We start from the raw sequence: 21371 nt of genomic DNA, 5'->3' as shown, positions 1-21371 counted from the left end.
CTACCCCACCTTAGCTAGATGTATGCGATCCCAATGCAGAAATAAAATTTTATTTATAAAAGAAATATTAAACTTTCTCAAAAGAGGCAAATAATGGCACTAAAACTAAAAGTTCCCAACATTACTTGTGCAGGATGTGCTGACAAAATTACTGAATCTATCCATGTAATGGAACCTGATGCGCTGGTAGATGTGAATGTACAAGATAAAACTGTTACCGTAGAATCTGCTGCTTCAGAAGAGTCAATTAAACAGGTGATTGTTGCTTCTGGTTACGACATTGAAGGTTATTGATTTCTTCATAAAGGGTTTACAGAAATTTTAGATTAGTTGGTGCTAAATCTACAGCACAATTCAAGATTTATAGGAGCAAATAACCTTTAGCTCCTACAAAATTAAGTATCACAATATGTTCCAGGTCTATATTTGAGAACTAGATTGTTTACCTAGCTCACTTGTTGTCTGTGGTCAGGATTCTATCTCTCGTAAATTCACTTATTCAAAAGAAAAGACATATTTAAAAAGCCCAGTTAAAATCTTTGAAAAATTGGCTTTGCTTAGGCAGTAATCCTTACGGAGATGAAACTACATAGCATTGTTCCTATTTATATAGCATCTCGGTTTTTACGGATGAAAGCCAAATTTTATATTTTTTTAAAAATTTAAATTACCTAAATAAAATCGAGCAATCTCGAACATAAAATTTGCTCTTTTATTGTGTTCATACTTGAAAGCAAGTAACACCTGGAAACTACAGTAATTCTATTAACAACAAATAGAAGTTCCGTATTTACACTGTTTTAAAAAAAAAGGATAAAGACGGAAAGTAATTATCATAACTGTAAGGTTCAGTAGTTCTATTCAGGGTCATGTATTAAGATGATATTAAAATTGCCAGGATATGGTTAATTTAAGGTTATGACTATCAAGCATAGGGAAATATATCGATAATAAAAATACGGATAGTTTCTCTATTGTAAAAATTAGTAGGAATTTCTAGCTCGAAATAAGGCAGATATAAAAAAATGAATATTTCAATTCTGGTCATTGGAAGTGAGAAATTTGTCACTAAACTTCCCGATCAGATCCTGGATGCAACCGCTTTTAGTCTAGAAGTGATGACTGATTTTAGTCAGGCAGTTTCTCAACTAGAAAATGATCCGCCTGATGTCATACTTATACAAGCAAGTTTAGATAAAAGTATAGAACTATGTGGTTGGTTAAAAAACCAAACCCAGCTATCTTGGTTGTATTGTATTCTTTTCGAGGATCGTTCCTATCAGTTGAATGCCAAAAGTGAGCAGGATTTGTGTTGGGAATGGGAAATGACTGCTACTGCACTTAGACAAGGTGCAGATGCTTATATTTGGCAGCTAACCGATGAAATAATTGCTCAGAATCCAGCCAGTCTAGCTGCCCATCATCAGGTAATACTAGCTCAAATAACTGTTGGTTTACGGAAAGCCCAAAAATACCGTGAACTGATGCGGACAAATGATTTATTATCTGCGATCGCACTAGCAGATTCACTCACAGAAATTAGTAATCGTCGGGCGATGGAATGGGATTTACCTCGACAAGTCAAAAAAGCCCGGACTCAAAGTAATCCTTTGAGTTTGATTATTCTAGATATCGACTATTTTAAAAAAGTTAACGATACTTACGGGCATTTAGTGGGCGATCGCCTTTTACAGTTATTAGCCTCTCGCCTACGGCACAACCTCCGCTCTAAAGATACACCATTCCGTTACGGTGGCGAGGAATTTGTAATTGTGCTGACTAACACCACTGGCGAAGAAGCCGTCATCGTCGCCGAACGCTTAAATCGCATCATTGCAGAACAACCATTTGCCATTAGCAAGGAATTAACGATTCCGATCACAATTAGCTTGGGTGTTGCTAGTTTGCAAGTAGATGATGATGATAAAGGTTATAGCTTGCTTCATCGTGCTGACCAATGCTTATTAAATGCCAAAGCTTTAGGACGAAACAAAGTTGTGAGTTCGGAATATGCTGATTTCTCTCATCTGAAGGTTATGTCTTCATAAGAAGGCAGGAGGACGTTCGCGGAAGCGTTGCCGTCAGGCTAGGCAGAAGGTAGGAGGAAAAGTCTTACTATTCCTGGCATTTAAGCTTTCAAATTGTCCTAACATCTCTGACTACCGCTATATTCTATAGCCAAGTATGACAGTCGGACTGGTATTTTTACTCAGCACTCAGCACTTTCAAAGCAGTGGCGATCGCATCTAAAGCAGAATCCGCCAGATAAACATTATCCCCAGATAATTTCTGAAAGAAATTTCTGCTATCTGTGTCGTCAATTAATAAAATCACTGGCTTATGTGCTTTTAACGCTAAGGCAATTTCGGAAGCAGTTCCTACACCCATACCGCAAGCAATCACCACATGACTAGAAAGAACGTTGATATTATTCCGTGCATTTCCCATGTCTGTGAAAATTGCAATATCTACCGCAGCCGAAATGCCATCTGGTTGACTACCAGGAAGAATCCCTAGAGTTAACCCGTTAGCGGACTTTGCACCCTGATTTGCGGCTTCCATCACGCCAACGTTTCGTCCACCAGTCAACAAAATCCATCCTTGTTGGGCAATGAGTTGACCTAATTCATAGGCATTGTGTAAATCATCTGTTGTCGCCGTCTCTCCTGGCCCCATTACCCCAATGATAATTTTCCGCATTCAGCCTTACCATTTTTCAGCCCAATAAACAATTTCTGAGGCTGTACTATCAATAGCTACGCCGTAACTATCACCGTGATTCCACTTAAATCCTACAGTACCTTTATCTTTCGCATTCAACACTAAAATTTCGTAAGAAGGCGGAAAAGATTCTCTCTCAGCATCACCAGTATAAAAAAAGGTAGTGGGAACCCCATTAGGGAGGTTAGAGTGGACATTGGTATCGCCACCTAAGTACTTATGCTTGGCTAGTTTTCTGTATTTTGCTAATAATTGTTGAATTTGGGCGGGGGATTGTTTTTCGCGCACTTGGAAAAAAGTACTAGCTTGGGCAACCCCTGGAGAATAGGCAATTCGCACATCTTGGGCATCGGCGGAAATTGTGCGGGGAAAATGCTGAATTTCGGCGGGACTTGCCCATAATTGATTACGGATTTCACTGTAACGGTCTGCATTAGTGACAATGCCTGATTCAGTAGTACTACTGAAGGCTCTTCGGATTAAAAAACTGCCGCCGACAATCCCTAAACTACCAAGGGAAAGGAAAACTATCATAGCGGTTTTAGCAAGGTGCGATCGCTGCATTGCGTTGGGTGCTGCTAAACTTCATCTGCATATACCCAACAAATAAACTATATTCGTAAGATTGCGGAGCTAATATTTATAATATTGATGAAATCTTTGTGTAATCAGGGAAAATACGGCAACTTCATAAAATTCTCGTAAATCAAATGAGGCTGAGATCCCGGACTTCTTCAAATCAAGGGTTTCAGGGAGGATAAAGGGGTGTAGGGGTATGGGTGTTTAAAAGTCTTACACCCCTAGACCCTCACACCCCCATACCCATTGTTATTGAAGAAGTCCGGGATCTGACCATTAAAGCCAGCCAACAATCATCCCTGCCAGTAAAATAAAGCCAATCCACACATTCTGCCGAAACATTTCGCCATAAGCCGCATTTGGCAAATCTTGTTGTTTCAATCGCCAATATTGCCAAACCCAACCAATACTCGCCAATGCAAGAGTTATCCAAAAAGCTAAGTGTAGATGAATCTCAACCCCCAGCCAGCCTAATAACAAGATAGTGCCAGCAAAGAAAATACCGATCGCATCTGGGGCATAATCACCAAAAAACAACGCACTAGAATTAATACCTATGCGTCGGTCATCGGCGCGATCGCTCATGGCATACACAGTATCAAATCCCAATGTCCAGAGGATAGTTGCGCCCCAAAGTAACCAAGTTGGTTGAGAAAGATTTTGCGTTACAGCACTCCAACTAATCAACACCGCAAAACCCCAAGCAATAGATAGTACTAACTGCGGCACCGGAAACACGCGCTTTGCCCCTGGATACAGTAGAATTACGGGGACGGCGGCAAATGAAAGCCAGAAACTCAGAGGATTCAAATAAAATGCCAGCATCGCTGCACATCCCAGGGCGATAATCGCCACGGCAATGCCTACTTTAATTGATAACGCACGAGAAGCCAAAGGGCGATCGCGTGTTCTTTCTACTTCTGGGTCGATATCTTTATCCCACAAGTCATTGACGACACACCCAGCCGCACTTGTGGCTAGAGTACCCAAAACAATCACTCCCACTAAAGGTAAAGGCGGTTGACCAGCCGCCGCCAAAACCACAGCCCACAAGGCTGGAATCATCAAAATTAACCGCCCTTCTGGTTTATGCCACCGTAAAAGCCGGATAATCACAGACCACACAGGTTCTTGGTTGCTTTCTGGCGTACTCAACATAGAAATCCAGCAGAAATTACTAAAATTGCTCAGTTAATACTTCTTTACATCTATAGAATAACTTTATTTGTTATTTGTAAAAACACAACCTAAATTTGCAACGATGGATACATAATTCATCGTCAAAAAATCGGGGTGTTAGGGAAATAAGGGTATAGGGGTGTAGGGGAAAGCGCATCAATAAGTTGATGCAAATCCTTGATATTTAGAGGTTACTTATTAACCCTTATACGCTTACACCCGCCCAAACAGGGCTTTGTCACTTAAATTGTAAATGGCAGGGTAAATCTACAGACTAAAGGCGAGAGACTCAGTATTATTACTCAGCAACGCCACTTGTCTCTATAGTCCGCAATCCCATCTTTGTCCTTCCTAAATAGAGAGAGAAAACTAGATGCTAAATTTAGTTTCTGCTAACTGGGAGAGTTTAAAAACTCAACCAGTTCAGCAACACCGGATTATTGCTGCCATTGATTTGGGAACAAATTCTCTGCACATGGTAGTGGTAAAAATTGACCCAACCCTACCAGCTTTTAGTATTTTTACCAGAGAAAAAGAGACGGTGAGACTGGGCGATCGCAATTTAGTGACTGGTGAGTTAAAACCAGAAGTCATGGATCGGGCGATCGCTACTTTAAGACGCTTCCAAGCAGTTGCAAAAACTTTTAATGCCGAAACCATCATCGCTGTAGCAACCAGCGCAGTGCGGGAAGCCCCCAATGGCAAAGATTTTATCCACAGAATCGATAGCGAATTAGGTTTAAGCGTTGACTTGATTTCTGGTCAAGAAGAAGCACGCCGCATCTATTTAGGAGTGCTGTCGGGGATGGAATTTAACAACCAACCCCACATCATTATTGATATTGGTGGTGGTTCCACAGAAATTATTTTGGGAGACAGCCAAGAACCCCGCACACTCACCAGTACAAAAGTTGGTGCAGTCCGACTGACTGGAGAATTTATCACCACTGACCCCATCAGTCATAGCGAGTTGCAATATCTACAAGCTTATGCAAGAGGAATGTTAGAACGTTCTGTAGAAGATGTTTTAGCAAATATTCAGTTTGGTGAATCGCCCAGATTAGTGGGAACATCCGGCACAATCGAAACTTTAGCCATGATTGATGCTAGGGAAAAATTGGCGATGATGCCTTCTACCCTGAATGGCTATCAATTAAGTCTGCAAGATTTACGCGCCTGGGTGAATCGCTTGGCGAAAATGACCAATGTAGAAAGGACAGCCATTCCAGGAATGCCAGAAAAGCGGTCAGAAGTAATTTTGGCTGGTGCAATTGTGCTGCAAGAAGCAATGACCTTGTTGGGTGTAGATGCGGTCACACTTTGCGGGCGGGCGTTGCGTGAAGGCGTAATTGTTGATTGGATGCTGACTCACGGTTTAATTGAAGACCGCTTGCGTTACCAAAGTTCCATTCGCCAACGCAGTGTATTGAAACAGGTTAGCAAATACCACATCAATATTGAACATAGCGATCGCGTGGCTGTTTTTGCTCTGAGTTTATTTGACCAAACCCAAGGCATTCTCCACAACTGGGGCGATGAGGAACGTCAACTTTTATGGGCAGCAGCCATCTTACACAATTGCGGTCATCATATCAGCCATTCATCTCACCACAAACACTCATACTATCTAATTCGCAATGGTGAATTATTAGGCTATACCGAAACCGAAATCGAAATTATTGCCAACTTAGCGCGTTATCATCGCAAATCACCACCCAAGAAAAAGCACGAAAATTTCCGTAATTTGTTGAGTAAAAATCATCGACAAATCGTCTGTCAATTAAGTGCAATTCTCCGATTAGCTGTTGCTTTAGATAGACGACAAATTGGGGCAATCTCTCAGGTTAATTTGAGATATTATCCTGATTTACAGCAGGTACATCTATCAGTTTTTCCCACCAACTCTGATGATGATTGTTCTTTAGAAATGTGGAGTTTAGACTATAAAAAAGGCGTATTTGAAGAAGAATTTGGGGTGAAATTAGTTGCGACTTTGGAAACTGTAAAATTCGCAGTTAACTAGGAAACAGTAAAGCTTAAATTGTAGTGGAATGTCTCGACTAAAATAGGGCATAAAAATAACTCTTGTGGTGTGGGCATCCTGCCCGCACCGGAAGGGCTAGAAGCCCATCTCATAAGAAATTTATAATGCAAGATTTTACTTTAGACACGCCACTACTCAATACCATAATCCTGTTCCCTATAACGGCAAAATTACTGTAAATGTAGAGCCTTTTCCTAATTGAGAATCTACCTTAATTTCACCATGTAATAATTGAACTAAGCGAGATACAATTGCCAATCCCAAACCTGTACCCTGAGAATCTGATGCTTGTTGTTCACTGACGGCGCGAAAATAAGGCTGGAAAATTTGACTTTGAGCTTCCAACGCAATACCTAATCCAGTATCAGTAATAGATACAGCCCAAGTTTGTTCAGATTCCTGGTAACATTGCAAACTCACAGTCCCAGATTCTGTATAGCGAATGGCGTTACTGAGTAAATTCGTCAAGATTTGCTGAACCCGTAACGGATCTGTAGTAACTTGATTGGGAGCGCGTTCGCAATCCACAATTAAAGATAATTCTTTGTTACGTGCTAAAGGTTCAATAATCTCAATAACTGAGTTAATTAACTCACGCACATCAATCACAGTCGGCTGTAATATCATTCTGCCAGCATCATAACGAGAAATTTCCAGAGTATCGTTAATTAACCGCAGAATTAGCCTCCCGCTTTTCATGACTCGCTCGATACTTTCGAGATTAGAATGGGAATCTTTGAGTTCGGGATTTTGGCGCTGCTGACGCAGAAATAAGTCGGCGTAACCAATAATAGAAGTTAACGGTGTTTTGAGTTCATGCGCCAACTGCGACAGACTATCTTTACTAGCGCGAACCAAGCGCGTGAGTTCTTGGTTAGTCAAACGTAACTGACTTTGGAGTTGTTCTAACTCTTGTAGCCTGCCGTGAGTATAACTGTTAAAGCAACGAGCGATCGCTTCATCAATCACCGTATCAATTAGGCGCACCGCCCGCAACAGTTCTAAAGAAGATGCTTTTAATAAATCTTCTTCCAGAAAAGAGAAAATGATAAACCGTAATAAACGATACTCACGGGCGATTTCTGCTGGTTCAAATCCTTGTTCAGCACGCAGTAAGCCGTGTTCTAAACTTGCATCAACTACTGTTTGTAAATCGCTTTTTTCCGATTCTGAAAGTACTGTGGCTAAAGCTTTTAAAACCCTTGGTAAGCTATCACGTACAGCTTTAAACGTTAGCTCCTTAGTTGCTTCAATTTGTTCATCTTGATAGACTGCTTCTACCCATTGCTCAACAATCGCATCACTTTTATTAATCAGAGTTTGGCTAAAATCCATCATTTATTCAAGGATAGTCAGCATCTTCAACAAGAAGTAGCTTATTGTGTTTTTAATAGTCTTGACACCTGACAAAAGATGGAATTTAGATAAAAATATCTGTCTTTTGTTAGAGTCTGACAAGAAAACATCGTAGTCTTAACAGCAAGATGTCCGACTTCTCGAAGAAATCGGGTATCTGAAGCACTGAATTTTGCTCAAGACTTAATTTAATTAGAGTTAAGACAAACTTGTTCATTCTCCAACGCTTTCAGAATTTTGAAATATAAATTCTCAACTCTTTGTACTTGCGTCTCACCAATAGAAGCAAAATTAGTTAAACTAGGCGAACCATTAATTTCGATAATTACATAATTGTTCATTTGCTGAGTTATATCATCAGTAATGACATCTAAACCTGACAATCTTAAGCCCATATCTTTTGTGGCTTTTATTGCTAACTTTTTAAAGTCAGGATGGATACTTTCAGTCATATCTACTCCCTGACCTCCACTTGATAAATTGGCATTATCTAACAAATAAACAACTTGATTTTCAGGGATGACACTATCTAACTTCAGCTTTTGTCGTTTTAATTTGCGCTTAATGCGAAAATCCTCAGCATCTACATTATTCTTTCTGCCATTTGCGGTCAATTGTGCTGATTTTTTTTGCATTAGTTCTACAATAGTAGACTTGCCATCACCAACCACACAAAAAGGAATTCTTTGATATACTGCGAGGACTTCATCATCGACAACGACAATTCTATAATCGTTACCAGGATAAAATCTCTCCACTATAAATCCAGGAGTGATCCGTAAGATTTTTTTAGCAACCTGATAGTATTCTGTTTTATTATATACTTTGGTGACAAATCTCCCTTGACTGAGATTAATCGGTTTGACAATTACCGGAAAACCTAATTCTTTAGCGTAATCAAATCCAGCATCAATATTTCTCTCACTGCTGATTTTTTCACAGATTTTTTTGCTAAAAAATGTTTGTCCTTCCGTAACTTTATAACCAAAGTGTTTCAAAAAAAAGTTTGAATATGCTTTATCTTTAGCTATCTCGGCAGAACCAAAACCATTGATATTTAATTTACTATTACTAAAACAAGCTTTATTGCCGTTTCTAAATGTAATATGCCCAACAAAAGCAGATTCTGGGTCTACTACAACTACTGCTCCTATTTGGGGAGCAATTTTTTGAATTATCGATGTTACTAATGGCATTTTCTGTATAGAGAAGTTAGGACTTACGCAACTGGCATATTTTTTCTGTAGGGTGCGTGACGCAGCGAGCAGATTTGAACGTAGTCATGAGACTGATAGCGTTACGCACCAACCAATAATTGTGACATTTGCGTAAGTCTAGAAAGTATTAATTCGCAGAAATTTTAACGAATTGCTAAACAGTAGGTCAAGCTAATTCAAATCCAGCACTTTTTCGGTTTTTTCTCTCAGTAATTAAAAATGCCACTCAATTAATTTAATAATAATTGATAAAAATTAATATTATTTTTTCAGATATAAATAGCCTTTTGGAAAGTAATTTTGGATACGGAATCCCAAAAATGTATATATTGAGACGTTAAGAAATTTTTCCGGTTGGTATTAAATGTGCGTGTAGAAGTAAGTAACTCTCGTGGAGATGCCACACTTGTTAATATTCCACTTTTGGATTGTTTTTGACCTTCATTAGTTACCAATGAAGGGTTTGAGAGCGATCGCAAGTTTAATTAACAAGATAAGTTCTTGTAAAATAATCCGCGAAATCTTGACAATCCAAAAATAATAGAATAACAAGGTGGCAGCAACTTGAAAAAAGGCGTTAGTGCATCCCCGCCAAGAGAAGTCAGTAACGCCTTCACTGAAAATTACACACGGATATTTTAAATCATGCCACACAATACTGAATACAAAGCAAATCACAACGAAAATCACGCGATCGCCTACAAAGAACGCCTAAATTCTTGGGCAATTGCTCGTTTACAACCCGATGCCCAAAGAGAAATTGTCGCTCGCTTTCGCAGTCGTTCTGATGCCGATGGTTATATGCAGCGCCTACGTCAAATGATGCCCGATGCTTCTTTTATGGTTGTATTTGATTGTCAACGTGAAGAAGTTGTAGCCTAAAGTGTCGAGTCATTATTTAATTACACAAATAAAGGATTAAGGGTGCGATTACCATTGTTATGACGGTGCGTTACATCCTAATTAACGCACCAGTATTAGATTATGTATGAATGGGAATGAAGAATCAGGAGTTGGGAATAAGGAAAATGATTCCCTATTCCCTAGCCCCCTAATGTAAGACTTTTGCCAGTGCTTCTATCAGGCGGTCAACATTTTCTTTACGGCTATTAAAACCCATCAGTCCAACGCGCCAAACTTTACCAGCAAGTTCACCCAGTCCACCGCCAACTTCAATTCCGTGTTCTGTTAATAGCTGTCTGGCAATAACTTTACCATCCACCCCTTCAGGAATGCGGACTGTAGTTAAAGTCGGTAAACGATATTCCCGTTCAACGTGACAGCTGAGTCCAATTTCTTCTAGCCTGTCCCAGAGATATTCCACATTCTTTTGATGACGTTGCCAACAGTTAGCTAGTCCTTCCTCAGCAACTAACCGCAAAGCTTCCCGCAGAGCATAATACAAATTAATGGGGGCTGTATGATGATAAACACGTTCATTACCCCAATACTTACCCAGCAAAGTCATATCTAAATACCAGTTTGCCACCTTCGTGCTGCGGCGCTGCAATTTTTCCCAAGCACGAGGACTCATGGTAAAAGGTGAAGCCCCAGGCGGACAACCCAAGCCTTTTTGACTACAGCTATAAGCTAAATCAACTCCCCACTCATCTAAAAATATCGGTACACCACCGAGGCTAGTGACAGTATCGATTAATAACAGCGTGCCGAATTCCCGACACAGTTCACCAACACCGTCTAAAGGTTGACGCGCACCTGTAGAAGTTTCGGCGTGAACCAAAGCTAAAATTGTCGGACGATGGGTTTCTATAGCTGTGCGGAGTTCTTCTAGAGAGAAAACTTGCCCCCAAGGTTTAGTAATGGTACGGACATCAGCACCATATCGCCCCGCCATATCAACTAAGCGATTTCCAAAATATCCCGCCACACCAATTAACACCACATCGCCGGGTTCTACAGCATTGGCGATAGTTGCTTCCATTGCAGCAGAACCAGTACCACTCACCGCGATAGTGTGAGGATTTTCGGTTTGCCAAGCATAGCGGAGTAAAGATTGAATTTCATCCATCAGCCCTAAGAAATCTGGGTCAAGATGCCCTAGAGGTGAGGTATTCATTGCCTGGAGAACTGTAGGATGGGCATTGGAAGGGCCAGGGCCTAATAGCAGCTTGGAGGGGATTTCTAGGGGTTTGAGTTGTAATCGCTGACTATCGTTAATGGAGATGGTTTGCGACATAATTCCTTTTTGTCTAGACAGTACTTACCGCATCATAGAGCGATCGCATCACCCTTGTATCCTCTGGGTAAGAACACATTTCCACCATGAATCAGCAAGTATTAATGACTGCGTGTACATTGGGGATGTAACAGCTTACTTCCCCATCAGTCAACAAAACTATGATATTTGCAGGTAAACGCCCGAATAACTTGGGTGTAAATAATGGCAGATTAGCAGCTTGCCCTAATTCGCCTAATTGTGTATCTAGCCAAAGTAGTGACGCAATTCACCAAATTGCCCCCCTAACTTTTAATACTACTCCTGAACAAGCGATCGCTAATCTCAAAAATATTATCCAGTCCTTACCCAGAACCACAATTATTACTGAAACTCAAGACTATTTATATGCTGAGTTTAAAAGTGCTTTGATGGGATTTGTGGATGATGTCGAGTTTCATCTAGACCGAGATGCGAATATTTTTCATGTCCGTTCAGCTTCTCGTTTAGGACAAAGTGATTTAGGTGTTAACCGTAAACGCATAGAAACCATTCGTGCCGAACTTCAAGCATTATAGTCTGAGTTCAAACACAGAAGATTGTAATTTTTTGTAAACTAAAAAGATTGAAAATCTAGACCATTTTCTTGAATTAAAATTCCCCCAGCTTTTTTAAGAAGCTGGGGGTTTTAAACGTGAAATTACTTATGAAGTATATCTTCATCAAAAACCAGTATAAACGCGAATCTCGAAACTAATAAATTTAGCAAATAATAGTTGCAATACAACTTGATGTGTTGTAGTCAAACCCTAAATATTATTAGGAAATGATATGTTAAAAGCTAGTTTGAAAAAGGGCTTATTAACTGCGATCGCAGTTGTTTCGATATTACCAGTAATTACCTCAACTGCTGAAGCTGGTTCTGCCAAAAATGTATTTGGGGCAATTTCTTATTCTCCTTCTACTAGAACTTACTCATCAGGAATTGCGAAAACCAAGCAAGCCGCCATCAACGCATCCTTGAATAAATGTCGCAGTCAAAGTGGTGCTAAAGATTGTACAACACCATTGTGGTTTAAAAATGCTTGGGGAGCCTTAGCTGTAGGTTCCGATGGTAGTTACGGTACAGGTTGGGGAACTAACCAATCTCTCGCAGAAAAATATGCCATAGAAACCTGTGAAAAATACGGTGGTCAAAGTTGCCAAGTTGTTTTGATTAAACAAGCTAGATAAAGCAAATTTCAGCCATAATTCAGATGCCAGACTTATCAGATTAAGTCTGGCATCTTGGTGTTTACACAATAAGTTCTAACTGCGAAATTCCAATTTATTTTTTGATATTTCCGCTAATCAAATTACTACGGATATGCCCATTTTTGGCAAATTTATGTTGGAGAATTTGCCGATAAACTTCTTCATAACCATCAGTCATTCGCTGAAAACTAAAGTTATTTTCAACATACTGGCGACAAGCATATCTATCTAACTCTGCCACCTTATTAATTGCACTCACGCACTCTGTTACATTGTTACAGATAAAGCCTGTTTTACCATGAGCAATTACCTCAGTGGTTGAACCCAACTTCATCGCAATTACTGGTGTACCTGCGGCCATTGATTCTACCATGACTAAACCAAAAGGTTCCCGCCAAGTAATTGGGAATAAGGTAGCGAAAGCACCTCCCATCAAAGCGTTTTTTTGTTCATGATTCGCTTCACCTAAATACTCAATTTGTTCACCATCAATTAAAGGTTTAATTTCTTTTTCAAAGTACTCGACATCCACAACATCTACTTTACCAGCCATTTTTAACCGCCAACCAGATTGTTTCGCAATTGCAATTGCTAAATGCGGCCCTTTCTCTGGCGATATTCGACCTAAAAATGCTAAATAAGGTGGTTCTTCTGGTTGAGGATAAAATTTGTAACTACTAACATCAATACCGTTGTAAACTGTGCTGACATAATTCAAACCTAGTGAACTTTCCCTTTGAGCATCAGAAATACTCACAAAAGGTTGACGTTTCGCATGTTGAAACATCTTTTGATTATCAGGTGTAAAAATGCCGTGTAATGTATGAACTGTTGGGGTATTAACAAGTTTTGCATAAGGTAAAGCTTCACAACCCATGTGTGAATGAATAATATCAAACTCATCTGCCCGTTCATAGACAGAAGCTAACTGCAACATTTCATAAATGTGACATTCTTTAACATTCTTATCAAGTCGTAAAGCACGAGGATGCACTGATTCTAGCTTGGCTAAACTAATAGAATCACCAGACGCAAATAAAGTAACTTCATGTCCGCGTCGTACTAATTCATCTGTTAGTAATCCCACCACTAACTCGATACCTCCATAAGCTGGGGGTGGTACTCTCTCCCATAGTGGGGAAACTTGAGCTATTCTCATCACAAACCTCCTAAAAGATGAATTTTTAATTAATAGAGTCTACTTTTCCGACACAGCTATTTGTCATTCAACTAGCGATAAATTTTAAGTGAGAATAACTCACCCAAGCCACAATTCAGTATTTTACCTAGCACTATCAACTCAGTTTCAAAAGCAATTTTATAAATAAGTGCATTTAAATATTAGACTGCTACTTATCAAAAAGTTGTCTATCTTTGTAGAGAATTTGATTGTCCTCTAGAGGTAAGTTGTTAAGCATATAAAAATCACATTGAGGCTGTAAGAAGAGCCAGCGTGTTAGTCAGGTTTCCGGTCTTGTAGCGACTGGCGTGGCGGAGGTAGGGAGTGAGGAAGAGGATTTACGGCTTTTCTACTATGAAAATGGTGCAAATTAAATGATGATTCGCTTAAATAGAGCGAATTGATTAAGTCTTGATGGGATGGATATATCAATTTCTACACCCCAATTTTTTGACTTTTGGGTTAAATCGAATACACTAGACAATTATAGAAAATCACTAAACTCTGAAGATGAATATTTCACCCACACAAAAAAAACCGCGTGTCGTATGGCAGGCGGTTTTGTCAGTAACTATGTATATTTTTATGTACTTGCCTATACTGGTATTAGGTTTTTATAGTTTTAATCAGTCACCCTATAGTGCCACTTGGCAAGGATTTACTCTGGATTGGTATCGCAAACTGTTCAGTGACGATCGCATTTTATCAGCGTTGAACAATAGTTTGATCGTTGCCTTTTGTGCGGTGGGAGTTTCCGCCGTGTTGGGAACATTGATGGCGGTAGGGTTAGCGCGGTATAAGTTTCCTGGTAAGAGTTTGTATCGTGGTGTAGCTTACTTACCCTTAATTATTCCTGATATTGCGATCGCTGTTGCCACTCTTGTATTTCTCGCCGCCTTTGCTATTCCTTTGAGTTTATGGACAATTGTCGCCGCGCACATTGTCTTTTGTTTAGCTTATATTGGCTTAGTTGTGGGTTCACGACTGAATAACTTAGACCCCCACTTAGAAGAAGCCGCCTTAGATTTAGGCGCTACACCAGTACAAGCATTTATTAAAGTTTTAGTACCACAATTAATGCCCGGAATTATCGCTGGTTGTTTGCTGGCTTTTGTGCTGAGTTTAGATGATTTTTTAATTGCTAGTTTTACGGCTGGTAGTGGTTATAACACTTTACCAATGGAGATTTTTAGTCGGATTAGAACTGGTGTAAAACCTGATATAAATGCCCTCAGTATGTTATTAATTACAGTATCAGCTATTGTTGCTTTTATAGCTGAATTTATGCGGATTTTGGGGGAAAAGAAGTAGTGCCTGTACAAGAAGATACTCGATTTATTTAAGAATTTGGGTATGGCGAAATGTATCCAAATTTAACTTTAAAAATCTGGCAGAATATATCAATTATTACAAAATCTCTTCGAGATAAATTTGTACTCGCATCCATCATTAAATACCCTTGACAATCGCAATATTGCCGTCTTATCATTCCTCTTGGAATGGGAATTAGTGCTATCATTCATTCTCAAAATTCAAAAGTACCCAACACAGAGTGACAAATAAATAAATTATGCTCATTTGTATTTTTTAGTGCTGGTATATATGCAGATGAGATTGAGTTAATATTTATTTGTCTAGAAATCGGTTTTCATTTCGATAATATTGGGGCTAACTTTGGACAAGATGCTACCTCCTCCTCGTTATGCAAATCTGCCAAAATCCCAATTGTTCAAATCCATTCAATGCTGACGGCAATAGATTTTGCATAAGTTGTGGACAAAGCAGTTTTGGTAAACTGCTGCGAAACCGTTACCGCGTCATTAGACTATTAGGTGAAGGCGGATTTAGCAAAACTTACGCAGCCGAAGATGCAGATAGACTAGATGCACCTTGCGTCATTAAACAGTTCTTTCCACAAATTCAAGGAACCGGACAACGTACTAAAGCTGCGGAATTCTTCAAGGAAGAGGCATTCCGACTGTATGAACTAGGAGAAAATCATAGCCAAATTCCGCGCTTATTGGCTTACTTTGCCCAAGCTTCCAGTTTATATTTAGTCCAAGAATTCATCCAAGGTAGAACACTGGTAGAAGAAGTTAAAGAACAGCCATTTAACGAAGAAAAAATCCGGCAGATTTTAACTGATTTATTGCCAGTATTAGAATTTATTCATGCTTGTAATGTTGTCCATCGGGATATCAAACCAGAAAACATTATTCGCCGTGATCACGATGGCAAATTAGTATTAATTGATTTTGGTGGTGCTAAACAAGTCACGCAAACTAGTATAGCCAGACAAGCGACAGTAATTTATACAATGGGTTATGCCCCAAGTGAGCAAATGGCTGGTTTTGCTTGTCCTGCTAGTGATTTATATGCTTTGGGTGTAACTTGTGTCCGGTTACTAACTCAATGTTTACCCATCCAAGATGTTTACGGGCAGATTAAAGACCCTTTGTATGATGCCATGAATGGTCAGTGGTTATGGCAGGAATATATAGACGCGCAAGGTATTTATATTAGTGAAGACTTAAGGAAAATTCTCACTAAATTATTGCAACATTTAGCCAGTGACAGATATCAATCAGCCACGGAAGTTCTCAATGATTTGAAATCTGCCAAAACAGTAATTATTGAACCACAAGTCACTCAACCAACATTACTCAAATTACCCACAGAACCAAAAATAATTCGACCATTACCGCCGTTACAAACCTGTGAATTTGATGTGGTCACGATAGACACAGGCGGTAGAGAAGTTAACCGCGATCGCGCCACAGCCGAGTTTTTTGTGGAAGAATTGAGTAAAGGCATAACCTTAGAAATGCTTGCCATTCCCGGCGGGACATATCTCATGGGTTCGCCCAACTTTGAAGGCGATGCTGACGAACGCCCCCAACATCGAGTTGCGATCGCACCCTTTTTTATGGGTAAATATCCTATAACCCAAGCACAGTGGCGTGCTGTTGCAGGCTTACCCAAAGTCAAACAAACCCTCAACCCCTACCCTTCCAAATTTAAAGGACTATATCGCCCAGTCGAAAACGTTTCATGGCACGAAGCTGTAGAATTTTGCGTTAGACTTTCACAAAAAACCGGACGGGAATATCGCCTCCCCAGCGAAGCCGAATGGGAATATGCTTGTCGCGCCGGCACTACCACATCCTTTCACTTTGGCGAAACAATTACCACCGAATTAGTCAACTACAGCGACAGCGATACCTACATCATGGAAACCAAAACCAGATATCGCAAAGAAACCACTGATGTCGGTAGTTTTCAAGTAGCCAACGCTTTTGGATTGTACGATATGCACGGGTTAGTGTGGGAATGGTGCGCCGACCCTTGGCACAACAACTACCAAAACGTACCTACAGACGGAAGAGTTTGGGAAGATGGCGGTGATAACCATCGGCGGGTGTTGCGCGGTGGTTCCTGGAACTTTGGTGCAGAACTGTGTCGCAGCGCCAGTCGTAGCTGGAATGAATCAGACGGCGGTTTAAGAATTTGCGGTTTTCGCGTCGTCTTATCTTTAGGATAGGCGTGTTACAAGTAGGCAGGAGGCAGAAGGCAGGATTCAGAAGGAAAGAGGATATTAGCTGTGTTTACCTGTTTTAACTTAGTTTGATTTTTTCCCACCGACTTACTTAACTCAACAAAAAACGAAAAAATGATTTTGGAGGGGGATTGGGGAGCCACTGCGTTGGGGAGACAGCGCCGTGGGCGGGTTTCCCGACTTGAAGCATGTGGCGTGGATAATCCCCCAAATCTTGCTCATTGTCTGATAGGTCGAGCAGAAATCTTAAAAATCAAAGGCTCAAGTATTACTACTTAAGCCTTGATTAAATTATTTAACTGAGATGACTAAATCATCCCGAAACTATCAGTTTTTTTTCAAACTGTTACCACTTAATAGCGGTTACGGTAGCCACCACCACCGCCGCGATTACCACCAAAGGAACCACGGTCTTCTTTAGGTCTAGCTTTATTAACTTTGAGGTCACGACCCATCCATTCAGCACCATCAAGTGCTTCAATAGCGGCTGTTTCTTCAGCGTCGCTACCCATTTCTACAAAGGCAAAACCACGTAGACGACCTGTTTCACGGTCGGTAGGGATTTGAATCCGCTTTACAGAACCATATTCTGCAAAAACACTATTCAAAGCATCTTGTGTAACTTCATAAGAGAGGTTACCTACGTAAATTGACATAATTTAAATCCGAAATCGCAAGTTTGCAGAGATATTAGATTTCGGGGAGAAGTCTGTAAATACCAAAAGGAAAAGCCCATCAATACTAAAAACAAACGCTATCGCCGAATCAATTCTCACACCTCATCATGACACAAGATGTAAATTTTGGGGAAGAAAAGAGAAAAATTGTTATAAAAATATATATAAATAGGCGATCGCTCCACATTTAAGACTGAAGCGCAAGTGTAACAACTTGTAAAATTCTCTGGATTCTCCATTCGACGGGAGAGTTTAGGATGAATCTAACGAGTAGGACACAATATAGTTCCTTTGAATAACAGTAAAGAGGAACAGCTATGTTAAGTAAACCAACAATTTATGGACTAGTAGGTATACTCGCAGGTAGTACGATTACTGCTTTATCTTTTACCTACGCTACCAGAGCCGCACAACAGCGTCTACAATCTCCTCCTTGTGCTACAACCAGCACTATGCCACACAAGATGGCAGGAACACACCAAGTAGATCAGCACTTCATTGAAATGATGATTCCCCACCATCAAGGCGCAGTCGAGATGGCGGATATAGCGTTGCAAAAATCTCAACGGCCAGAAATTAAACAGCTGGCTACGGCAATTAAAGCTGACCAGACCAAAGAAATTGACCAAATGAAAGCTTGGTACAAACAATGGTATGGCGCGGAAGTTCCTGCGACTTCAAACACGGAGATGGGAAGTCATCATGGTACAGGCCACAAAATGCCGGAAATGTCTATGCACTCCGGAATGATGGGTATGGGGATGAATTTAGAGACATTAAAAAATGCCTCTGATTTTGACAAGGAATTTATTCGCCAGATGATTCCTCACCATGAATCAGCAGTCATGATGGCAAAGATGGTAGCCAATAGTGCTACACATCCTGAAATTAGGAAGTTAGCTGAAGCGATCATTAAGTCACAAACTGCTGAAATTCAACAAATGCAGCAATGGTATCAAGCTTGGTCTAAGTAGTTTTATCACGCAAAATCCTAAATCTATGACACTGACACTCACCGTTCCCAACATGGCTTGTTCTGCTTGTGCTAACAATATCACCAATGCTGTAAAAACAGTTGATGCTGATGCGATCGTACAAGCTGATCCCTCAACAAAGCTTGTTAGTGTGGAAACTCAAGCTTCTGAGGAAACAATCAAAGATGCTTTAGTTAATGCTGGCTATCCCCCAGCTTAAGTATTAGCTAAACTTACCTCTGTTGAGTCTGGGTGTAAAGGTTTTGAACACCTACACCCTTACACCCCTATCACCTGTAACCTATCACCTGTAACCTGTAACCTGTAACCTATCACCTGTAACCTATCACCTATCACCCGCTATTTCATCATACTTAGCGCGGACTGCCTGGATATCTTGCCACATCAACCATTTGGGGCTGCCTTTTTCTTTTGATGGGTTACGCAACAAGTAGGAAGGGTGAAAAATTGGCATACATAAACGGCCTTCCCACTCTATCCACTGACCGCGAATTTTGGTGATTCCTTGTTTTTCGCCTGTTAATCCTTTGACGGCTGTTGCACCTGTTAACAAAATAATTTTGGGATCAATTAAGCGAATTTGTTCTAATAAATAGGGTATGCAAGCTGCCATTTCATTAGGCGTAGGAACCCGATTATTTGGTGGTCTACATTTATTGATGTTACCAATGTAGACATCTTGCTCAGTAGTCAAATTTACCGATGCTAATATTTTCTCTAGTAGCTGACCAGACCGACCCACAAATGGTAAGCCTGTTTCATCTTCGCTTTGGCCTGGTGCTTCGCCCACAATCATGATTGGTGCTTTGAGATTACCTCGCCCTACTACAGCATTGGTGCGTGTTTGTCCTAATTCGCAACGTTGACACTGGTTGCAGTGTTGTGCCAATTCGGTCATGTTGTTGTAGGTTCCCGCCGGAATGGGAATTTTGGCATCTGTAGGAATCTGGTCTTTTTGATTGATGTTAGATTCTCCAAAGAGACTCAGTTGAATATCGCTGCTCATGAAACTACGCTGGTTGGTTTAAGCACCTAGATGATGTTGATTGCGGAATACTGAAATTGGCGTGAGTTCCATTGTAGCAGCGAATTTAAGCTAAAGAATCATTCCCTATTGCTGATATTGCATAGCTTTGGCGTAATCACCCAAGGCATAGCAAGCAACTTTGAGGCTGGCAAGGGCTTGTTCTTCAATGCGGCGGTCTTTGATACTTCTAGCTAAGAGTAAGCGTTGTTCATAATATTGGATGGCTTGGCTATAATCTCCCAATGCTTCACAAGTTACGCCTAAACTGCCTAGAGATTGTTCTTCACTGCGTTTGTCTTTTAATTCTCTAGCTAGTTGGAGACGTTCTTGATAATAAGTCATGGCTTTGCCGTATTCATTGGTAGCATAACAGGCATTGCCTAAATTTTTGAGTACTTGAATGGCGCTGCGGGGGTTGTTGAGAATGCGTGCAACTTTGACGCATTGTTCATAGTAGGCGATCGCTTTGGGATAATTATCCAAAGCATACCAAGCATTACCCAAATTTTTCAGGACTTGTTCTATACCCCAGTTATCTTGGAGTTCCTGCACCAGTTTTAAGCTTTGCTCTTGATACTCTATCGCCTGTGTTAAGTTACCTGCTGCTTTGTAAACCAATCCTAAATTATTTAAGGCGGCAACTTGACTGCGCTTGTCTTGTAAGCTGCGGGTGATTTTTAAACACTCTTCTAAATATTTAATTGCTTTATCATGCTCATTTAAGTGACGATAAGCGTTACCTAAATGGGAAAATGCTTGCATCTGTACTGATGGATCTGGTGTCTCTTTTTTTAATGCAAGACACTGCTTGGCATAAATAATAGTATTTTTATAATCTCCAGAAGCGTAAGTGACTACTGCTAAAAAGCATAGTGCCTGTTCTTGTTGTTGGATATCTCCAACAGCCTCAAATAACTCTAGAGATTTTTGCAACGACTTCAAAGCGGCGATGAGTTCTCCCGCTTGTTGCTGTTGTATACCTTGGCGCAATAGTTCTGCTGCTTCCCATAACTGAGTGTTGCTGTGTTCTGCCAACATTGCATCAGCAGCATTTTGGTCAAATTCATGGGTAATGGTATTGCGCTTGATTGGCGTAAGGCGGTTTGTAGGCGCTGGCGTAGGAGAGGTACTGTTCAAGTTGTTTTTCCATTGACCGTCTGACATTGACCAATTCCCGTTAAATCAGCTAGTAGATCAAGTGTTCCCAAAATCAATGCCTATCTCTCATAGACAGGAGTTACGCACCAAAATTGAGTGTGGGAGGTGTGGGGGGGGTGTGGCCTCTTTCAAGGGTAGGGAATTAAAAATCAGGCAGTAGAGAGGGTGATTTGAGAAACACGGAGTTGTGGAGTCAGGGTAGGCCAAGGTTCAGGGAAAAAACCACCGATTGGTAAAGGAAGATGTTGGAGA

Annotated in this window: 21 protein-coding genes; 10 read left to right on the top strand and 11 right to left on the bottom strand. The window is 40.4% G+C overall.

Going from position 1 to position 21371, the window contains the following annotated elements:
- Positions 1-93 precede the first annotated feature (93 nt).
- Both H6G75_RS25790 and H6G75_RS25785 read left to right on the top strand, forming a co-directional pair.
- A complete protein-coding gene (locus H6G75_RS25790; RefSeq protein ID WP_190982770.1) occupies positions 94-294 on the top strand; it encodes a heavy-metal-associated domain-containing protein in 201 nt (66 codons plus the stop codon).
- Positions 295-1025: 731 nt separating this feature from the next.
- Positions 1026-2048, top strand: coding sequence for a diguanylate cyclase (locus H6G75_RS25785; protein WP_190982769.1), 1023 nt, complete (start codon positions 1026-1028; stop codon positions 2046-2048).
- Positions 2049-2205: 157 nt separating this feature from the next.
- On the opposite strand, the gene H6G75_RS25780 is transcribed toward H6G75_RS25785, so the two are convergent.
- The 3 genes from H6G75_RS25780 to H6G75_RS25770 all read right to left on the bottom strand — a co-directional run bounded on the left by H6G75_RS25780 (position 2206) and on the right by H6G75_RS25770 (position 4458).
- Entirely contained in the window at positions 2206-2700 is a 495-nt protein-coding gene (locus H6G75_RS25780) for a TIGR00725 family protein (RefSeq protein WP_190982768.1), read from the bottom strand.
- A gap of 6 nt (positions 2701-2706) precedes the next feature.
- On the bottom strand, positions 2707-3285 hold the full coding sequence (locus H6G75_RS25775) for a hypothetical protein (protein ID WP_190982767.1): 579 nt from the start codon (positions 3283-3285) through the stop codon (positions 2707-2709).
- Positions 3286-3576: 291 nt separating this feature from the next.
- Entirely contained in the window at positions 3577-4458 is an 882-nt protein-coding gene (locus tag H6G75_RS25770) for a 4-hydroxybenzoate solanesyltransferase (protein WP_190982766.1), read from the bottom strand.
- Between the two features lie 394 nt (positions 4459-4852).
- On the opposite strand from H6G75_RS25770, the gene H6G75_RS25765 reads away from it, so the two are divergent.
- Positions 4853-6502: a Ppx/GppA phosphatase family protein gene (locus tag H6G75_RS25765; protein ID WP_190982765.1), complete on the top strand. Its 1650-nt coding sequence runs from the start codon at positions 4853-4855 to the stop codon at positions 6500-6502.
- Positions 6503-6679: 177 nt separating this feature from the next.
- Here the strand turns inward: H6G75_RS25765 and H6G75_RS25760 are convergent, their stop codons facing one another.
- From H6G75_RS25760 to H6G75_RS25750, 3 genes are all read right to left on the bottom strand, one after another.
- Complete coding sequence (locus H6G75_RS25760; protein WP_190982797.1) at positions 6680-7858, bottom strand: HAMP domain-containing sensor histidine kinase; 1179 nt, start codon at positions 7856-7858, stop codon at positions 6680-6682.
- 209 nt (positions 7859-8067) lie between these two features.
- On the bottom strand, positions 8068-9075 hold the full coding sequence (locus tag H6G75_RS25755; protein ID WP_190982764.1) for a cyanophycin synthetase: 1008 nt from the start codon (positions 9073-9075) through the stop codon (positions 8068-8070).
- A 465-nt stretch (positions 9076-9540) separates the two neighbouring features.
- The gene (locus H6G75_RS25750) at positions 9541-9750 is read right to left on the bottom strand and encodes a hypothetical protein (protein ID WP_190982763.1); all 210 of its coding nucleotides are present in this window, start codon (positions 9748-9750) and stop codon (positions 9541-9543) included.
- On the opposite strand from H6G75_RS25750, the gene H6G75_RS25745 reads away from it, so the two are divergent.
- Complete coding sequence (locus H6G75_RS25745; RefSeq protein ID WP_190982762.1) at positions 9742-9978, top strand: hypothetical protein; 237 nt, start codon at positions 9742-9744, stop codon at positions 9976-9978. The genes H6G75_RS25750 and H6G75_RS25745 overlap by 9 nt on opposite strands.
- 169 nt (positions 9979-10147) lie before the next feature.
- Here H6G75_RS25745 and H6G75_RS25740 read toward each other — a convergent pair whose 3' ends face one another.
- Positions 10148-11293 (bottom strand): alanine--glyoxylate aminotransferase family protein, encoded by a 1146-nt coding sequence (locus H6G75_RS25740; RefSeq protein ID WP_190982761.1) that lies wholly within the window; start codon positions 11291-11293, stop codon positions 10148-10150.
- Positions 11294-11454: 161 nt separating this feature from the next.
- Between H6G75_RS25740 and H6G75_RS25735 the strand changes: the two genes are divergently transcribed.
- Both H6G75_RS25735 and H6G75_RS25730 read left to right on the top strand, forming a co-directional pair.
- Complete coding sequence (locus H6G75_RS25735; RefSeq protein WP_190982760.1) at positions 11455-11850, top strand: DUF1499 domain-containing protein; 396 nt, start codon at positions 11455-11457, stop codon at positions 11848-11850.
- Positions 11851-12103: 253 nt separating this feature from the next.
- Complete coding sequence (locus tag H6G75_RS25730) at positions 12104-12505, top strand: DUF4189 domain-containing protein (protein WP_190982759.1); 402 nt, start codon at positions 12104-12106, stop codon at positions 12503-12505.
- A gap of 94 nt (positions 12506-12599) precedes the next feature.
- On the opposite strand, the gene H6G75_RS25725 is transcribed toward H6G75_RS25730, so the two are convergent.
- On the bottom strand, positions 12600-13685 hold the full coding sequence (locus H6G75_RS25725) for a glycosyltransferase family 4 protein (protein WP_190982758.1): 1086 nt from the start codon (positions 13683-13685) through the stop codon (positions 12600-12602).
- A gap of 606 nt (positions 13686-14291) precedes the next feature.
- Between H6G75_RS25725 and H6G75_RS25720 the strand changes: the two genes are divergently transcribed.
- Both H6G75_RS25720 and H6G75_RS25715 read left to right on the top strand, forming a co-directional pair.
- Positions 14292-15017 (top strand): ABC transporter permease, encoded by a 726-nt coding sequence (locus tag H6G75_RS25720; protein ID WP_242051642.1) that lies wholly within the window; start codon positions 14292-14294, stop codon positions 15015-15017.
- Positions 15018-15408: 391 nt separating this feature from the next.
- Positions 15409-17247, top strand: a complete 1839-nt coding sequence (locus tag H6G75_RS25715) for a bifunctional serine/threonine-protein kinase/formylglycine-generating enzyme family protein (protein ID WP_190982756.1) — start codon at positions 15409-15411, stop codon at positions 17245-17247.
- Between the two features lie 368 nt (positions 17248-17615).
- Here H6G75_RS25715 and H6G75_RS25710 read toward each other — a convergent pair whose 3' ends face one another.
- The gene (locus H6G75_RS25710) at positions 17616-17918 is read right to left on the bottom strand and encodes an RNA-binding protein (RefSeq protein ID WP_062297343.1); all 303 of its coding nucleotides are present in this window, start codon (positions 17916-17918) and stop codon (positions 17616-17618) included.
- Positions 17919-18256: 338 nt separating this feature from the next.
- Between H6G75_RS25710 and H6G75_RS25705 the strand changes: the two genes are divergently transcribed.
- Positions 18257-18913 carry a DUF305 domain-containing protein gene (locus tag H6G75_RS25705; protein ID WP_190982755.1) on the top strand — a complete coding sequence of 219 codons (657 nt, stop codon included), beginning with the start codon at positions 18257-18259 and terminating at the stop codon, positions 18911-18913.
- Positions 18914-18938: 25 nt separating this feature from the next.
- Complete coding sequence (locus H6G75_RS25700; RefSeq protein WP_190982754.1) at positions 18939-19133, top strand: heavy-metal-associated domain-containing protein; 195 nt, start codon at positions 18939-18941, stop codon at positions 19131-19133.
- Between the two features lie 126 nt (positions 19134-19259).
- Here the strand turns inward: H6G75_RS25700 and H6G75_RS25695 are convergent, their stop codons facing one another.
- Positions 19260-19940, bottom strand: a complete 681-nt coding sequence (locus tag H6G75_RS25695) for a uracil-DNA glycosylase family protein (RefSeq protein ID WP_190982753.1) — start codon at positions 19938-19940, stop codon at positions 19260-19262.
- A gap of 105 nt (positions 19941-20045) precedes the next feature.
- Positions 20046-21125 (bottom strand): tetratricopeptide repeat protein, encoded by a 1080-nt coding sequence (locus H6G75_RS25690; RefSeq protein WP_190982752.1) that lies wholly within the window; start codon positions 21123-21125, stop codon positions 20046-20048.
- Between the last annotated feature and the right edge of the window lie 246 nt (positions 21126-21371).

Origin of the sequence: Nostoc sp. FACHB-280, from assembly GCF_014697615.1 — a bacterium.
Lineage (GTDB): Bacteria > Cyanobacteriota > Cyanobacteriia > Cyanobacteriales > Nostocaceae > Nostoc_B.
This window is presented reverse-complemented; position numbering and strand designations above follow the sequence as displayed.

Bases quoted from the DNA above. Each gene is read 5' to 3' on its own strand.
- H6G75_RS25790 (WP_190982770.1), top strand. From the start codon at position 94: ATGGCACTAAAACTAAAAGTTCCCAACATTACTTGTGCAGGATGTGCT.
- H6G75_RS25785 (WP_190982769.1), top strand. From the start codon at position 1,026: ATGAATATTTCAATTCTGGTCATTGGAAGTGAGAAATTTGTCACTAAA.
- H6G75_RS25780 (WP_190982768.1), bottom strand. From the start codon at position 2,700: ATGCGGAAAATTATCATTGGGGTAATGGGGCCAGGAGAGACGGCGACA.
- H6G75_RS25775 (WP_190982767.1), bottom strand. From the start codon at position 3,285: ATGCAGCGATCGCACCTTGCTAAAACCGCTATGATAGTTTTCCTTTCC.
- H6G75_RS25770 (WP_190982766.1), bottom strand. From the start codon at position 4,458: ATGTTGAGTACGCCAGAAAGCAACCAAGAACCTGTGTGGTCTGTGATT.
- H6G75_RS25765 (WP_190982765.1), top strand. From the start codon at position 4,853: ATGCTAAATTTAGTTTCTGCTAACTGGGAGAGTTTAAAAACTCAACCA.
- H6G75_RS25760 (WP_190982797.1), bottom strand. From the start codon at position 7,858: ATGGATTTTAGCCAAACTCTGATTAATAAAAGTGATGCGATTGTTGAG.
- H6G75_RS25755 (WP_190982764.1), bottom strand. From the start codon at position 9,075: ATGCCATTAGTAACATCGATAATTCAAAAAATTGCTCCCCAAATAGGA.
- H6G75_RS25745 (WP_190982762.1), top strand. From the start codon at position 9,742: ATGCCACACAATACTGAATACAAAGCAAATCACAACGAAAATCACGCG.
- H6G75_RS25740 (WP_190982761.1), bottom strand. From the start codon at position 11,293: ATGTCGCAAACCATCTCCATTAACGATAGTCAGCGATTACAACTCAAA.
- H6G75_RS25735 (WP_190982760.1), top strand. From the start codon at position 11,455: ATGATATTTGCAGGTAAACGCCCGAATAACTTGGGTGTAAATAATGGC.
- H6G75_RS25730 (WP_190982759.1), top strand. From the start codon at position 12,104: ATGTTAAAAGCTAGTTTGAAAAAGGGCTTATTAACTGCGATCGCAGTT.
- H6G75_RS25725 (WP_190982758.1), bottom strand. From the start codon at position 13,685: ATGAGAATAGCTCAAGTTTCCCCACTATGGGAGAGAGTACCACCCCCA.
- H6G75_RS25720 (WP_242051642.1), top strand. From the start codon at position 14,292: ATGTACTTGCCTATACTGGTATTAGGTTTTTATAGTTTTAATCAGTCA.
- H6G75_RS25715 (WP_190982756.1), top strand. From the start codon at position 15,409: ATGCAAATCTGCCAAAATCCCAATTGTTCAAATCCATTCAATGCTGAC.
- H6G75_RS25710 (WP_062297343.1), bottom strand. From the start codon at position 17,918: ATGTCAATTTACGTAGGTAACCTCTCTTATGAAGTTACACAAGATGCT.
- H6G75_RS25705 (WP_190982755.1), top strand. From the start codon at position 18,257: ATGTTAAGTAAACCAACAATTTATGGACTAGTAGGTATACTCGCAGGT.
- H6G75_RS25700 (WP_190982754.1), top strand. From the start codon at position 18,939: ATGACACTGACACTCACCGTTCCCAACATGGCTTGTTCTGCTTGTGCT.
- H6G75_RS25695 (WP_190982753.1), bottom strand. From the start codon at position 19,940: ATGAGCAGCGATATTCAACTGAGTCTCTTTGGAGAATCTAACATCAAT.
- H6G75_RS25690 (WP_190982752.1), bottom strand. From the start codon at position 21,125: ATGTCAGACGGTCAATGGAAAAACAACTTGAACAGTACCTCTCCTACG.